This is a genomic window from Microbacterium nymphoidis (assembly GCF_021044885.1).
Classification (GTDB): Bacteria; Actinomycetota; Actinomycetes; order Actinomycetales; family Microbacteriaceae; genus Microbacterium; species Microbacterium nymphoidis.
The window spans coordinates 36,328-51,620 of sequence record NZ_JAJNOD010000003.1 but is presented as its reverse complement, the minus strand read 5'-3'; the positions used below and the strand labels follow the sequence as shown (position 1 = coordinate 51,620).

The 15,293-nt window shown below is 64.4% G+C and carries 14 protein-coding genes and 1 tRNA gene; 5 read left to right on the top strand and 10 right to left on the bottom strand.

Translation table 11 applies throughout. The annotated features are described in order from the left end of the window. Positions 1–317 precede the first annotated feature (317 nt). Positions 318–1,076 carry a DUF3800 domain-containing protein gene (locus LQ566_RS11930; RefSeq protein ID WP_308070905.1) on the top strand — a complete coding sequence of 253 codons (759 nt, stop codon included), beginning with the start codon at positions 318–320 and terminating at the stop codon, positions 1,074–1,076. A gap of 311 nt (positions 1,077–1,387) precedes the next feature. On the opposite strand, the gene LQ566_RS11925 is transcribed toward LQ566_RS11930, so the two are convergent. From LQ566_RS11925 to LQ566_RS11910, 4 genes are all read right to left on the bottom strand, one after another. Then, entirely contained in the window at positions 1,388–2,212 is an 825-nt protein-coding gene (locus tag LQ566_RS11925) for a hypothetical protein (protein ID WP_231091929.1), read from the bottom strand. A 92-nt stretch (positions 2,213–2,304) separates the two neighbouring features. Then, positions 2,305–4,941: a DEAD/DEAH box helicase gene (locus LQ566_RS11920; RefSeq protein ID WP_231091928.1), complete on the bottom strand. Its 2,637-nt coding sequence runs from the start codon at positions 4,939–4,941 to the stop codon at positions 2,305–2,307. 26 nt (positions 4,942–4,967) lie between these two features. After that, positions 4,968–5,960: a HamA C-terminal domain-containing protein gene (locus tag LQ566_RS11915; RefSeq protein ID WP_231091927.1), complete on the bottom strand. Its 993-nt coding sequence runs from the start codon at positions 5,958–5,960 to the stop codon at positions 4,968–4,970. Positions 5,961–6,047: 87 nt separating this feature from the next. Further along, complete coding sequence (locus LQ566_RS11910) at positions 6,048–6,926, bottom strand: hypothetical protein (RefSeq protein WP_231091926.1); 879 nt, start codon at positions 6,924–6,926, stop codon at positions 6,048–6,050. On the opposite strand from LQ566_RS11910, the gene LQ566_RS11905 reads away from it, so the two are divergent. Next, a complete protein-coding gene (locus LQ566_RS11905) occupies positions 6,888–7,142 on the top strand; it encodes a tyrosine-type recombinase/integrase (protein WP_308070966.1) in 255 nt (84 codons plus the stop codon). The genes LQ566_RS11910 and LQ566_RS11905 overlap by 39 nt on opposite strands. A gap of 205 nt (positions 7,143–7,347) precedes the next feature. Here the strand turns inward: LQ566_RS11905 and LQ566_RS11900 are convergent. Continuing rightward, a tRNA-Pro gene (locus tag LQ566_RS11900) sits at positions 7,348–7,421 on the bottom strand. 113 nt (positions 7,422–7,534) lie between these two features. Here LQ566_RS11900 and LQ566_RS11895 point away from each other — a divergent pair. From LQ566_RS11895 to LQ566_RS11885, 3 genes are read left to right on the top strand one after another with little or no spacing between them, the layout of a single operon-like run. After that, entirely contained in the window at positions 7,535–8,128 is a 594-nt protein-coding gene (locus tag LQ566_RS11895) for a GNAT family N-acetyltransferase (protein ID WP_231091925.1), read from the top strand. Between the two features lie 41 nt (positions 8,129–8,169). Beyond that, positions 8,170–9,414, top strand: a complete 1,245-nt coding sequence (locus tag LQ566_RS11890; protein ID WP_231091924.1) for a lysoplasmalogenase family protein — start codon at positions 8,170–8,172, stop codon at positions 9,412–9,414. Beyond that, positions 9,411–9,800: an RNA-binding S4 domain-containing protein gene (locus LQ566_RS11885; RefSeq protein ID WP_231091923.1), complete on the top strand. Its 390-nt coding sequence runs from the start codon at positions 9,411–9,413 to the stop codon at positions 9,798–9,800. Before LQ566_RS11890 ends, LQ566_RS11885 begins: the two co-directional genes overlap by 4 nt. A gap of 399 nt (positions 9,801–10,199) precedes the next feature. Here LQ566_RS11885 and LQ566_RS11880 read toward each other — a convergent pair whose 3' ends face one another. From LQ566_RS11880 to LQ566_RS11860, 5 genes are all read right to left on the bottom strand, one after another. Beyond that, positions 10,200–11,111, bottom strand: a complete 912-nt coding sequence (locus LQ566_RS11880) for an NUDIX domain-containing protein (protein ID WP_231091922.1) — start codon at positions 11,109–11,111, stop codon at positions 10,200–10,202. A 405-nt stretch (positions 11,112–11,516) separates the two neighbouring features. Further along, complete coding sequence (gene der / locus LQ566_RS11875) at positions 11,517–13,019, bottom strand: ribosome biogenesis GTPase Der (RefSeq protein ID WP_231091921.1); 1,503 nt, start codon at positions 13,017–13,019, stop codon at positions 11,517–11,519. Next, a complete protein-coding gene (cmk, locus tag LQ566_RS11870; RefSeq protein ID WP_231091920.1) occupies positions 13,009–13,701 on the bottom strand; it encodes a (d)CMP kinase in 693 nt (230 codons plus the stop codon). The genes der and cmk overlap by 11 nt, the downstream gene beginning before the upstream one ends. Positions 13,702–13,705: 4 nt before the next feature. Beyond that, positions 13,706–14,815 carry a prephenate dehydrogenase gene (locus tag LQ566_RS11865; protein ID WP_231091919.1) on the bottom strand — a complete coding sequence of 370 codons (1,110 nt, stop codon included), beginning with the start codon at positions 14,813–14,815 and terminating at the stop codon, positions 13,706–13,708. A gap of 192 nt (positions 14,816–15,007) precedes the next feature. Next, the gene (locus tag LQ566_RS11860; RefSeq protein WP_231091918.1) at positions 15,008–15,283 is read right to left on the bottom strand and encodes a hypothetical protein; all 276 of its coding nucleotides are present in this window, start codon (positions 15,281–15,283) and stop codon (positions 15,008–15,010) included. Between the last annotated feature and the right edge of the window lie 10 nt (positions 15,284–15,293).

Below are 15,293 nucleotides of genomic sequence, written 5' to 3'. Positions count from 1 at the left end.
CTGGTCCCTTCTGGTCCCCGAGAGGACTCGTGGATCCTCGTTCAACACGGTTGATGATCTGAACAAGCGCGATGTCTCGACTCTAGGGGCATCGGCCAGCGACTTCAGGGCAGCGGCATGGCCGGTCATCAATCCTTGATCGGACACCCCTACGGTTGGCAGCGTGGACAGCACGCTCGATGGATCACGAACTATTCTGAGCGCGATCACCGATCCCTTCCACCCTGTCAACACCGCTCACGCGGATCTAGCGCGCCGCTGATCGACCCACAACGCGCGACAGTTGAAACTCTTCAAACCGCGACACGGCTATCGGAGTGAGGCGTTTCAGCACGCCAAGCTGTCATCATTCAGACGTGGCGGAGCTTGTATACCTCGATGAGACAGGGTCCGTGGGACGCGGAGCACGGAGGCAGCCGCACCTTACCCTCGTAGCTGTGGTTGTGGATGAAGCGGCGGTGCAGCCTCTGGCGGAGCGTCTGCGGACGCTCGCGATAGAGCATCTCGGCTGGATACCCGCGGGGTTCGAGTTTCATGCCAACGAAATCTGGAATGCCCGGGGACCATGGACGGGAAAGGAGCCTCCCGCGCTTCTCGCAGCATTCGAAGGCCTCGTCGGAGTACTCGACGAACTCAGCATCTCCGTCGTACACGCTTCGATCGACAAGGCGCGACTGCACGCTCGTCATAATGGAGCCTACGACGACAACGCCTACTTGCTTGCCCTGCAGTTCCTGTTGGAAAAGCTCGACCGGTGGCGAACCGCTCAGGCACTGCGAATCATCATCGCTGATGAGGCCAAGGAATATCAGCTGCGAGCGGTCGACATGGTGCGAGACATGCAATCGTGGGCGTCGGGCGCCGTGCCTGGACGCCAGCTGGTCTCGGTGATCGACTCCATGCACTTCGTCAACTCAAAGGACAGTCCTGGAGTGCAACTCGCGGACGCCGTCGCGTTCATCCTGCATCGGAGGACCCTTCCGACACAGGGACATCCGGATGCGGACGCCGCGGTGGCGCGCATGGCCGCGATGATTGGCGAACACACACCAACTTGGCGGGCACCGTGGCCATGACCAAGAGCGGGCTCACGTTTCCGCTAAATTGATACACCGCGCTGGTCATAGGACTCCCCATTCCTATTACTTCGACCGGTAACTCAGACCAGGAGGTCCGCAGAGGGGATTCGACAGGTATCGCAATGGCAGCAGCAGAGGCGAACCTGAAATCAACTTATCGACCGCACTCAATGCCCACGCGCGGGCTTCCGTCTTCCCGAGGACGCCGAATACACCCCATTCCGACTGAGCGATTCGACCTATCAGAGGCAGTCCGCCGACGACATTTTCTCCGGCTCAAGCACTAAGTGTGATGCGCAGTACGTCATCTATTGAGAGCCGGCCTCATTGACTGAGGGCTCCGCGCTAGCCTCCCAGCCGCCCTCGCCCTCTGATGAGACGAATGACTTGAAGTAACGCGCAAGCTCCTCGGCCACAGGTTCGCGATCGGAGATGCCTGCGACCTCGTAGGTGAAGAAGTCTTCTGTCGTTTGGGTGAGTACGTTCACGACCTCACGTAGAATCGGGAGGCCCTTGCCGGTGTAATGAGTCACCGAGCCGATAGTCTCCGCTGCCCATCGCGCGCGACGATACATCGCGAGCCCGACGGCAACCGCCGGCGCATGAAACGAACGCGAGGCGCTCTCCCAGAACGGGTAAGAAACGCTCTCGAGGTCACTAGCAACCATCACCTCCCCAAGCGCCTCACCCATCGCGTAGCGAAGATCTATACTCTCCTGCACGTCCTTAGAGACAACGCCGCGCGAGCAGAACTGAACCCAGACATCCCATGTCAGGATTTCTACGTCGTCGCGCGTTAGCGAATCGAGGAGTTCGTATCGGCCGCTGCCGGAGGCGTATCGCTCCATCCATTCGACAAGATCGTCGCCGAACTCGTCGTCCGGTCGCTTGAGGTACTCGGGGTGATAAGACTCGAACGAACTCATGTCGAGCTGTTCAACTGCGTTGAGGAGGTCGCTCAGCTGATGGGAGTACTTCCTCACTTTGGGGAACTCCCCTGTCGTCGCGTACCCATAACACGCGAGGGCCAGCTTGCAGAGTCGTTCAAGCCCGCTTGTGTACATATGCAGGCCGACGTTCAGCGGGTAGGTCTCATCGTATCCAGCTGGACCACCGGGTCGATCCTCACTCATGGGAAGCGAACAGACACGACCGATCCCAGATCGCACGAGCTCAGTCGCGAACTGCGACTCCGCGACTAGACTAAACCACCAATGGTCATTCATCACAGTTCGACCGTCGTAGATGCGGGCGGCGCCTTCCGAAGAATGTTTTCGAGCTCCGCCATCACGTCCTCCGCGATTTCCGGCTCAGCAATTAGCCCATCGAGATCCACCTTCTCGAGCTCATCGTCCACAGTAAATGCAAGGTACTTCGTGTACTTGCTGAGCAAATCAAGCGAAACACCGCGCGTGAACCCAACCTCTTGCAGGTTGATAACCTTCGGATCACTCGATCCATACTCCACAAGCTTGGCGACGTTCATGCCCGCATTCGCGGGTCCGAGTGCCTCGACTGTGAGATCGAAGTAGTTTTCCAGGTAGCTGATTATCTTGAAGCGCAGACCCGTTTCGAGGTCGCGCATCGTCTCCTCGATGATCCGGTTGATCTGCTTCTGGTCTCCAGCTTTGAACGGCTCCTCGATGAGGTACGGAGAAACCGAGTAATCGTGATACTTCACCACGCCTTGCTTGGCGTGGTACCGGATTGCTCGACTGATCACGAGAACGAGCGGGTCTCCCTCAACCCAGTAAGTCATGAGCGTTGCCCAATACCGAAGCCGAGCGGAGTAGCCGGGCTCTTCCTTTGGCACGAGTGGATCCTTACCGCCGGACTCCTCGATGATCCAGTTATATACGCGGCCGAGGCGCGCAAGCACCGCTTCGAAAAGTTCAAACGTGAGCTCCGGCGTGTCCGACGGAATGAGTGGACCAGCCGCGCCAGTCATCAGCTCGCCCCATGCCGCACTCTGGTACTTCGGCTGGATACCCGGCGACCGACGCAGCACCTCCTCCGATCCTGTGAAGCCTGAGACTGCTTTGTCCAGCAGTTTTGCCCCGTCGGTGACCTTCTCCAGGAAGAGGGCACGGAGGGGAGTCTGCTGCTTGCCGAGGACATGCAGCAGCAGGATCGAGGCGTACTGCTCAACGGTCCGCTTCGCGTCGCTTGATGGTTTGCCGGGGAGCTTTTCACCACGAAGGACGTAACCGATGTCGGTAAAGTCCTTGCGCGTGCGGCCAGGATCAACGAGGAAGCTCTCGGCGATGATTGGTTCACCTCGTGGAATGAGCTCCTGCCGCGACTCACTCCAACCGTTCTGCTCGTACCGGACGCAGATGACGTTGCCGGAAAAGTCGTACGTCAGACGTCCGGCGCGGCCCGCCAAATTCTCGAAGTCGATCTTGCCAAATCCTGCTGGACCATGTGTGTCGTTTAGAACGAATATGTTCTTCGCAGGCAGGTTGACACCTTCAAGAAGCGTCGAAGTGCACACGACGAAGCGCAGCGGCGAGTCGGGGTCGGAGAAGCACTCCTCGACCCGCTCGCGCACTTCTTGGGGCATCTTGCCATGATGGAAGGCGACACCATGAGCGAGCGTATCCGCCAGGAAGTAGTCCTTGTGAATGTGCTCTTTCGCGAACTTGATCACGGCGTCGATTCGCGGGTCGCTCACCTTTGGAAGCACTTCGGCAAGTTCGAGCGCGAAATCCGCGGACTTAGCTGAGCTGTTGATGTACACGATCGACTTGCGCGAGCGGCTGAGCGAGGTGATGAGCTCGATCGCGGTCCTCGCAGTCGGGGAGACCTCGAGCAGTTCCTCACCCCCTCCCGCACCAGACAGGTAGTACTGCTTGCGATCTATGAGATCAACGAAGTAGCGCTGCTGCGCAACGGTACGCTCCCGGACGGCGAGCGCACCGTTTGATGCCTTCCCGAAGAGCTCGAGGAAGAGCTGCGGGTTCTCGATACTTGGCGAAGCGAAGACAAGCTTTGTCGCGAACCGGCGGATCGTCTCGACGATAGCGTGGTAGTAGATCGATGAGCGAGCGTCCTTCTTTGCGATGACCTTTTGAGCCTCATCTACGATCAAGTAGTCGATGTCGCGAACCGGATTCGACAGGTAGCGGAGAAGGCGCTCCGGCGTGAGGACGAAGATCGTTCGAGGATAAGTCTTGCGAAGAAAGAGGGGCAACGACGGGAAGGTTGCAACGTTGACCTCCGGAACGTCGCGTAGCAGCTCGCGAAGGTCCGCCGCTGTCTGCCCTATGAGTGCTTTCGTAGGTACGAGCACGACGACGCAATGCTGGTCAAGAGCCGGACGCCGTACGATGTCGTAGATCGCATCCTTCAGGATGAAAGATTTCCCGAGCGACGTCGGGCCCGAGAAGCTAAAGAAGTCTTCGCCGCGCATCCGCTCCGCAATCTGGAACTGCGTGTCGGTAAGCGTCTGAGTCCCACGCTTTGTCGCCTGCGTCACTTCTTTGGCAGCGCGGAGCACTCCCCTCGAAACGGGGAGTGCGTACGTGCTCTCCGTGACATTCGTTAGAGTCCGCAGGCCCGGGAAGTTTCCGAGTTCAATGAGAACAGCGGTCGCCACAGCCGTCACGCGTGCGCTCCCTCGATCGGACAGCCCAACCAGCTCGTCGATCTCGCGTAAGAGCGCGATGAGGTTGTAGGCGGCCTCTCGATGAGCGGGAATTGTCGAATGGGACATGATGTCCGCGTAGCGGAGAAGACGATCGACGAGTGCGTCATCGACAGTAGCTGAAGTCACGCCTGTCAAGAAGGCTTCGGAGACGGCAGCTTCAAGCGTGGCGAGATCTATCGAATAGCCTGGTCGTGCAACGATGGTGTCGCTCAAGACGTCAGCCGCAATGCGCCCGGCCACTAGTTGGGTGCTCCATGGTTGCCAAGCTGCGCGGCAAGCTCCATGCGGATCTGCATGATCCCGTGTACTTTGCTGCCAATGGTGCGCTTCGCGAACGGGATGGCATAGAGATGAATCGGGTACACCCCGAGGCCCCGATCTATGACTTCCTGCTTGATGAGATCGTGCTGCGCGGCGATTGCATCGGTAGCTCGCTTCCGCAGCTCGGTCTCAATATCATCCAACTCCATGTCCTCGACCTTCATGTCTGACACGTCAACCTCGTATCCTATGAAGATGCCGAACGCGTTGTGCTTCTTGATCTCATCGTCGCCGCCACCGCTGGACGGCAGCAGGATGTCTGAAAGAGCCGCAAGTTTCTCGTCGTCAAGTTCCTCCTTCAGAAGCTCTGACTGAACGAGCCACGTGTCGAAGTCAAACCCTTCGTCGTGCACATGCCCGACGGACTTAAACGCTGCCTTAATGCCCAGCTTGGCGCTTGTACCGACGCCACCAGAGTCGCCATACATCTTCGATTCGCCGAAGATCAGCTGATAGGAGTTGTCGTCAGTGCGAAGGAGGTGAACGCCGTCCGAACCATAGACGTAGTGGTCGCTGCTGGTCTTGAGCTCCATTTTGGAGAGCACCTTGGGAGCCCCAAGATGACCCTCGAGGAGCGAGTACAAGATGACCTCGCCGCCCTCGCCAGCTTTCTCGTCCGGGATGCGGAACTGTGACTGTACCTTCTCAGCCACTTCCATCAGCCGCCCGGGGTCTTCGAGCGCCTTCCTGTAGTTCAGCCGCGAGAGGACGTATGCCACGCTGTTGTTTTTCAGCTCCCGGTAGAGCCCCGGAAGATCGAAGTTCCCGTTCTGTACCCGGAGCACATGAACGTGAAGATTCGTCTTCGTCTGGAGCGCAACAGTAATTGGATCGTAGAAGAGCGCGTTGAACTGAGCTCGATTGGACGCGAGTAGAGAGAGCGGTAGCACCGGCTCGGGTAGTTGTGTCACGCGGGTCTCCCTAGTCCACACCAACAGCTATCAACCCCAGGATGGCCTGAGGTGAGACGAACGCGACGATGACTCGGCGAGAGACCCTCATTTGCACCCCATGATGAACGAGTCATGCACCGCGTCAAGCGCAAGCAGGATTGCCTCGGCGCACGTCTCGACTCCCTCCGCGATCCACGCGGCCGGGAGTTCGTCCGGCTCGACAACACCTAGCCGCGTGCGTGCGTCCGGGTGATAATTCTCAGGAGTCACCTCGAGCACTCGCTTGACGATCTTGGTGAAGAAGCTGTTGGGATCCGAATGCTTGGGCATAGCATCCCATCGGAGCTTCATTGACGGAAGATCATTAAGCGTGGGGGGCGCTTCCCACTTGACGGCGTCGTCGTATTCCATCAGGAGGAGACAGGTGGAGTCATAGGCGTCCTGCTCGCGCTCAAGCTTCGTCAGTCGATCGATGACTGCACGCGCGCCCTTCGGACTAGCCGTGAGCACATCCGAGCGGAGGGCGAAGATGAAGCCAAACGAGGCCAACGGGTAGCGGAGACGAAGGTTCTTCGCGTCGCCGTAGCTCTCCTCAGCACGGTTAGCGAGGTTCTTGCCGTATGCCCCGTCCATACGCTTCGTCGAGACGAGAATCTCAGGGCCAGTCTCCCAACGAGACATCCCGACGTCGATCTGCTTGTCATAGAGCTTCCCGAGCACACGCGCTTCGGCACCAGCCACTCCCTGAACACTGGATCGACCGTCGATGCGCTCAATCAGATCGGCTTTCTGCCTCGCGAGAAGGGTCTTGCTCTCCTCGAACCGGTCCGCCTGATCCTGGAGCGCCTCGCCGAAGGCAAGGAGCCCGAGGAGCGGCTGCTGAACGTCCCGGAAAGCGGCGCGCAGATAACCGCGACCGTGTAGGACGCGACGAACTGGGACCAGATCGTCAAAGGCCTCGGACTGCCCGACCTCACCCGCCACGGCCTCCGGCCCACCGGCGCGACCTGGATGGCCTACGCGGGCATCCAGCTGCATGTCCTCCAGGACATCCTCGGCCACGCCTCGGTCGAGACCACCCGCGGCTATCTGCACCCCGACGACCGCCACCTCGCCTCAGCCGCCGGGCCGGCCAACGCCCTCCTCGCCCGCTCCGCCAAGACCAGCCCCACGCGCAGCCGAGCGCCGCGGTCGCTGTAGACGGGCAGTGGAGCACCGATCCGAGGCTTTGGTGCTTTGGTTCCCTTATCCACAGGCACGGGTCCCGAGGCATCCGAAACAGCTCTCCGGGGCCTCCGGATCCTCACGGCCACCCCGGCGACGGGACCAGAAGGGGGACGGTCAAAACCCGTCGGCAGACACGACAAAGTCCTGACGAAAATGGCTTCTCATCAGGACTTTTCCGTCGGGCTGACAGGATTTGAACCTGCGACCCCTTGACCCCCAGTCAAGTGCGCTACCAAGCTGCGCCACAGCCCGTTGTTCAGTTTTCTTGCCTCCGCGGAGGCAACTCATTCATCCTACCCGGTCCGGACGGCAGTCGCGAACCGGGGCAGTCGCGCGTGTCGGAGGGGCGGCGTAGGGTGCAGATCATGGCGAACATCACGATCGAACCGGCAAGCGCGGAGCGATTCGCAGACGTGCAACATGCCATCACCGGAGGCGGGGATGGACCAAGCTGCCAGTGCCAGTGGTGGACCATGCCGAACGCGGAGTTCCGCGGCACCACCCGTGCCGACAAGGAAGTTCGCTTCGAGGAGGAGCTCGGATCGCCCGTCTCCCCCGGGCTCGTCGCCTACGTCGACAACGTGCCAGCGGGGTGGGTGCGCGTCGGACCGCGCACTCTGCAGGCGCGCATCGCCCGCACCCGGCTCGTCACGTCGGGGAGCGCCGAACCGCTCGACGATCCGACGGTCTGGGCTGTCACCTGCTTCGTCATCCGTCGCGACCACCGCGGGATCGGACTGGCGCACCTCCTGCTGGACGCGGCCGTCGAGTATGCCCGCGATCACGGGGCCCGCGTGATCGAGGGATATCCGGTCGATACGGCGGAGGTGAAGCGCTCCGCCAACGAACTCTTCCACGGCACGCTCGCAATGTTCGAGGAGAGCGGTTTCTCGGTCTCCAGCCGCCCGTCGAACGGACGCGCGGTGATGACCCTGTCGCTCCCGGTCGCCGCTGAATAGCGACCCTACGATGAGGGGACATCCACCACGAGGAGGTCACCGTGGAAAGCCGCTCCCCCGACGCCGAGCAGACTGACGAACAGCGAAGCCAGCGTGCTGCTGCCATGCGTTCCGGCGCGGATGTGAACGCAGAGGCGACGGTCGGCGAGGAAGTCGCAGCGGAACAGAGCGACATTGATCGGCGCGCGGGCGAGGACTCGGTGATCGGAACGAACGACTCCGAAGCAGATGTCCCGTTCGACGGGCAAGCCGATACCCCGGTCAGCGACGAAGCGGGCATCACGGACGCACTCACTCCGGAACCGACCAGGGCGAATGCTCGCATTCTGGAAGCAAACGCCGACGCCAACCAGGAAGCAGACGCTGCCGACCGGGCAGACAACGAGAGCACGGACGCGGACGTCGCGAACAGCACGGCCAGCGCTGAGGCGCCCAGCGCGGGCGCCACGGCGAGCGCGAGCATCACGCGGAGCCGTGGCACAAGGGCTGACGGGACAATTGCGACCCCGCCCACGCCTGCCGGCAACCGGCGCAACAAGACGCCCCGCGGTCCCCGCACGACGCAACCCGCCGCGCCGGCCGCAGAACACCGGCCCCCGTCGCAGCCAAGCGCCAGCACCCGGCGGGTCCCCCGCTGGGCGTTCCTCCCCTTCATCGCGCTCTCCACCGTCCATGTGATCGCCCTCGCCTTCCACAACGACGCACTCGCGGCGCCGACGAAACTCGGGCTCATGCCGCTCCTCGCGTTCGCTGTGCTCGTCGGCGCCAGAGGACTCCGCGCCACCGCACCGATCGCCCTCCTGCTCACCGCGATCCTCTTCTCCTGGCTCGGCGACGGCGCAGGCACCTTCGTCCCGTTCCTGCCGACGCTGCCGATGATGCTGGCGTTCTTCGGCATCGCGCACCTCGCCTACATCGCCCTCTTCTGGCGTCACCTGCGCGTACGGAAGTTCCCGCTCGCAGCCGCACTTCTCGTCGTGTGGTGGGCGGCTATGGTCATCGTGATCGCACCGGCCGCAAAGGAACTTGCGGTCGCGGTCGCCGCCTACGGCATCGTGCTGGGGCTCACCGCCGCGTTCGCCACACGATGCTCGCCGATGGTGCTGGTCGGGGCGCTGTTCTTCCTCGCATCTGACACGATCCTCGCGTTCATGCTGTTTCTGCCCGACCTCACCCCGCCGATCACCGACGCGGCCGTCATGTTCACCTACACCCTCGGGCAGGGCCTCATCGCGGCGGGTGCCCTCGCCACGCTCCGCCGCCGACAGAACGAAACCCCCGCGTGAGCGACAGCGCACGCGTCGACAGCTGGCTCTGGGCTGTCCGCGTCTACAAGACCCGCTCCGCCGCGACGGCGGGGTGCCGCGCGGGACACGTCCGCGTCAACGGAGAACGTGCCAAAGCAGCGCAACCGGTGCGGATCGGTGACGAGATACGCATCCGCATCGAAGGATTCGACCGGATTCTCACAGTCCGCCAGCTCATCACGAAACGAGTCGGCGCACCGCTCGCCGCCCTCGCGGCGGAAGACCGTACGCCTCCGCGCCCCAGCGCGAGCGAACTCGGCGTGTTCGCGAAGCGCGACCGCGGCGCGGGACGGCCCACGAAACGCGAGCGCCGCGACATCGACCGGCTGCGCGGTCGAGACCTCGACGGCTACGACGACGAGTAGGGCTCAGGAGGCGCCCGGCCGGGCACACGGACACATCATCTAGTCCGGCGGGCCATCACGAACGCGGCAGCGCTGATCGCCCCGATACGGACAGGCATCGGCCGGCTCACCCCAAGAACCTCGATCGGCCACGACAACGAGCAGGACTCAGCAAGCGCCGGACCGGGCACACGGATACGTCAATTGGTCCGACGGGACATCGCGAGCGCCGCAGTACCGTTCGTGCCGAGACGGACGTACATCGGCTGGCTCACCAGAAGAACCTTGACGGGCTAAGCCGCTCGGTGATTCGCAGGCTCCGCGGCGGTCGACCACCGGTAACGCCGCACACGGTCGACGCCGCCCAACCGCGACGTGCGCCGCTGGTGACAAGGACTCACAAGCGACGCGGCCGCCCGCCTACTCCCCCAACAGCTCCGTAATCCAGTGCGCGCCCCGCGGGGTCGCGCCCAGCGCCGACACCCGATCCTGCAACTCACGATCACTCGTCACCACGGTCACCCGCGGAGCGAGATCCTCCTCGTGGCCGGCGAGCGCAACGGCGGCGACGATGGCCTCGTCGCCCAGCCCATCGGCGCGCATCACGGTGATACCGTCCACGTCCTCCGCCGCACGGGCCTCGCCTTCGAGCACCGCGACGATCCACGGGAACCACCGCACGTTCGGCTCGCCGAAGCGATCACCAGCGATGCCCTCGGACGCGAGCCGGGCCAGCCGCTCCAGCACGCGAGCGGATGCGCCCGCACGGTCCTTCCACCAGCCGTTCGGCACGGAACCAACGACGTTCGCGACGTCCACCACGATCACCGGACGCAGGTCGAGCAGGCGACGAAGCTCGGGCCATGCAGCACCGAAGCCCGGATGCAGCGGAAGGTCCTCGACCTCATCCAGCGGCACCCAGCGCAGTTCGAGGCTCTCGGGATCCGAGATCTCGGGGACGAAGGGCTCCTCGACCGTCGCAACCAGCGTCGTGTACTGCCAGATCTCCAGATCCAGCACGCGCGTCAGCAGCGGGCGGACGGCCCCGGGCGGCACGGCGGCCTCTTCTTCGGACTCCCTCAACGCACCGGTGACAGCGTCCTCACCCTGGTGCAGGGCACCACCGGGGATTCCCCAGGTGCCACCGAAGTGACTCCACTCGACGCGCTTCTGCAGCAGCACGCCACGCACCTCGTCGACGGCCAGCAGACCGGCCGCGCCGAAGGCGCCCCAGTACTTCGTGCCGTCCTCGGCGATCACCCACGCATCGCCCGGATCACGCGGCCCCTGCGGTCGACGCGGTTCACCGGGAGTAGGGGGCACGATTGTCACCCTTCCAGACTCCCACACCCCGCGATGGGTGGGACCGTGAATAGCCCGCGCGTTGCGTCCGATGACGCATGCGGACGACGCCCCCGGCAGGATCCGAGAAAGACGTCTCAAGGCCGTGGAGCATGGTTGAGCGAGTCCCATAGGCCAGAGACTGTGCCGTATCCGTATCGCCAGCGTCATGCGCCAGTCCCGCGGCGCGACTGCGGGAGACGCGGATCACCCCGAGAGTCCGCGGATCATGCAACTCCGGCATTCCGGATACCCCGATGCTCAACGGCGTACGCCGGCCCTACGGTCTGATCGCATTCGTGCGCATGGGTCTCCTCCGCCCCAGCGGTGCAGTTCCCCGGAAACTTCCTCCCAACACAGAACCGCCCCGGTTCGCCAGGGCGGTTCTGTAATACCTCAGCGCTGGCGGCGTTCGCGCACGCGCATGTTGATGACGATGGGCGAGCCCTCGAAGCCGTAGAGCTCGCGGAGGCGGCGCTGGATGTAGCGGCGGTAACCGGGGTCCAGGAAGCCCGTCGTGAACAGCACGAATGTCGGCGGACGCGTGGCCACCTGCGTACCGAAGAGGATGCGCGGCTGCTTGCCACCACGCAGCGGGTGCGGGTGCTCGGCCACGAGCTCCGACAGGAACGCGTTGAACTTTCCGGTCGGGATGCGGGTGTCCCAGGAGTCCAGTGCCAGCTCCAGCGCGGGAACGAGCTTCTCCAGGTGACGACCGGTACGGGCCGAGATGTTCACGCGCGGAGCCCAGGCGACGTGCGCCAGGTCCTGCTCGATCTCGCGCTCCAGGTAGCGGCGACGCTCGTCGTCCAGGAGGTCCCACTTGTTGTACGCGAGCACCAGGGCGCGACCCGACTCCAGCACCAGGTCGATGATGCGGACGTCCTGCTCGCTGATGGGCTCCGACACGTCGAGCACGACCACCGCGACCTCCGCCTTCTCCAGCGCGGCGGAGGTGCGAAGCGAGGCGTAGAAGTCGGCGCCCTGCGACAGGTGGACGCGACGGCGGATACCGGCCGTGTCGACGAAGCGCCACAGCTTGCCGCCGAGCTCGACGATCTCATCCACCGGGTCACGCGTGGTGCCGGCGAGGTCGTTGACGACCACGCGCTCTTCCCCCGCCGCCTTGTTCAGCAGCGACGACTTGCCCACGTTCGGACGGCCCAGGATCGCGACGCGACGGGGACCGCCGATCTCCTGCTTGGCGACCGCGGACACCTCCGGAAGCTTCTCCATGACCTCGTCGAGCAGGTCGGCGACCCCACGACCGTGGATCGCCGACACCGGGTGCGGCTCTCCCAGGCCCAGGTTCCAGAGCACGGCGGCCTCGGGCTCCTGACGCGCATCGTCGATCTTGTTCGCAACGAGGAAGACCGGCTTGCCGGACTTGCGCAGCAGCTTCACGACGTGCTCGTCGGTGGACGTGGCGCCCACCATCGCGTCGACCACGAACAGCACGAGGTCGGCGAGGTCGATGGCGATCTCCGCCTGCGCGGCGACCGATGCGTCGATGCCACGGGCATCCGGCTCCCACCCGCCGGTGTCCACCAGCGAGAAGCGGCGGCCCAGCCACTCGGCCTTGTACGTGACGCGGTCACGGGTGACACCGGGGGTGTCCTCCACGACGGCCTCGCGACGACCGAGGATGCGGTTCACGAGCGCGGACTTGCCCACGTTCGGACGACCCACGATGGCGACCACCGGCAGCGCCGGCGAGTACTCCATCCCGTGCTCGTCGACGAAGACGGTCTGCAGCAGCGCCGCATCCTCCTCGTCGAGGTCGTACTCCTCGAGGCTGGAGCGCAGCGTGGCTGCGCGCGCCTCGATGAGCTCCTCGTCCATGCTCGCGAGCTTCTCCTCGAGCTGGTCGGGCCCGCCTTCATATTCTTCAGTCGACATATGTCTCTCCGCTCCTGCGGTCCACCACGGAAAGCACCGCGGCGATGGTCTGTTCGAAGTCGAGGTCGCTGGAATCGACCACCTCGACACCGGGAGCCGCCTCGAAGAAGTCCACGACGGCAGCATCCGACGCGTCCCGCTTGTGCAGGGCGGCGGCCACCGAAGCGGCATCCTCGCCCACCAGCTCCTTGCTCCGGCGCGCGGCGCGCACCTCGGGCGACGCCGTGAGGAGAATCCTCACCGGCGCATCGGGCGCGACCACCGTGGTGATGTCGCGCCCCTCGATCGTCACGGCCGTACGCCCGGACGATGCCACGATGTCGTGGAACATCGCGTTCAGATATGTGCGGACCGCGGGGATACGTGCCACGCCGCTCACGGCCGCGGAGACCCGCGGCTCACGGATGGCGGCGGTGACATCGGTGCCCTCCACGATCACTCGGCGCGCGTCCGGGTCGAGGCCGATCACCGGCGCGAAGCCGTCAGCGGCGGCGAGCACGGCCGATGCATCGTCGGTGTCGCCGCCGCGCTCCAGCACGAGCCATGCCAGCGCGCGGTACGCGGCACCGGTGTCGAGGTAGCCGTAGCCGCGACGCCGGGCGATCTCCTTGGAGACGCTCGATTTGCCGGATCCGGCGGGTCCGTCGATCGCGATGATGAACGGTCCGGCCGTGCCTGTCATGTCCTCAGTCATTCATGCTCGCAATCCGCCAGCCCCGCTCTTCGAGCCCGGCCGTGGCCCGCAGGACGATCGAGGGGTCCACGCTGATCTCCGCGAGACCGAACTGCGCGCCGGGCGAATGCTCCAGCCGCAGGTCCTCCACGTTGATGTCCAGTTCACCGAGATCGCCGAACAGGCGTCCCAGCTGACCGGCGGTGTCGTCGACCATGACCACCAGCTTCTCGAACTGACGGAACTGGCCGTGCTTGCCCGGCAGGCGCTCGACGCCTTCGTTTCCGCGGCGGATGGTCTCGGCGATCTCCCGGCGAGCGCCGGGGACGTCGGGAGCGCGCAGCGCATCGGCCACCGCGGTGAGGTCGCCCGCGAGCTGGTCGAGAACGTCGACCACCTCGGCGGCGTTGGCGCTCAGGATCTGCACCCACAGCTCGGGTGCGGAGGCGGCGATGCGCGTGGTGTCGCGGACGCCTTGCCCCGCCAGCTGCAGCAGTCCCTCGTCGACGGTTCGGAAGCGGCCGGCGAGCAGCGATGCCACCAGCTGCGGCACGTGGGAGGTGAGCGCGATGGCGCGGTCATGTTCTTCCGGCGTCATCTCGAGCGGCATCGCGCCGAGCTCCAGAGCCAGGGATTCGACCAGGACGAGGTCGTCGCGGGAGGTCTCGCCATCACGGCACACCACCCAGGGACGCCCCGTGAAGATGTCGGCGCGGGCGGAGATTGCTCCCCCGCGCTCTCGTCCGGCCAGCGGGTGGGAGCCGATGTAGCGAGACAGGTCGACACCGCGCGAACGCAGTTCGAGGTACGGCTGCAGCTTCACGCTCGCGACGTCGGTGACCACGGCCCGCGGGTAGGCCGCAAGCTCCGCCTGGATCACATCGGCCACCACGTCCGGCGGCACGGCGACCACCACGAGCACGGGCTCATCCTGGGCGGCCGCGGCTCGGCCGGCGCCGTAGTCCACCGCGAGGCGCAGCTGCGCCGGCGAAGTGTCCGTCAGCGCGACGTCCACGCCCTTCAGGCGCAGCGCATGACCGATGCTCGCACCGAGCAGGCCCGCGCCGACGATGCGGACGGTGCCCGACAGGCGCGATGCGACGCGGGTCGCGGGATCGGTCACGATAGCTCCAGTTCAGCGGCGGGGACGGCGCGGGGCACACCGACGCACCAGTCTACCGGGCGCGCACGTCACCGCCTGGGAACTTCGGGCTCCGCCTCGGCCCCGAATGCAGGAGCATTCACCCAGTCCATGAGCGAATCGGCGAATGCGTCATGGATTCGCAGCGTTCTCATCCCCCAAGGACACAGCGCATCATCCTCGGTGCCGAACACCGATGATGTCCTCCGTGCTGCCGTTGATGACTCGCAAGCCCCAGTCGGTATGCGTCACGAGATCAACGAACAGGGATGCAAGCGCTGCGTTTTGCGTCGCCGTATCCGCGTGACGCGCCACGAGCGCCAGGACGATGACGCCGGGGTTCTCGACGTCGCCCAGGAGATCGACTCGTCCCGCGAACCACGTTTGGGTAACTGCGTGGGCGGCGGCGTGCGACGGAGCACCCGTCACCTCCACGAAGTCCGCGTTCATGGCGTGGAAG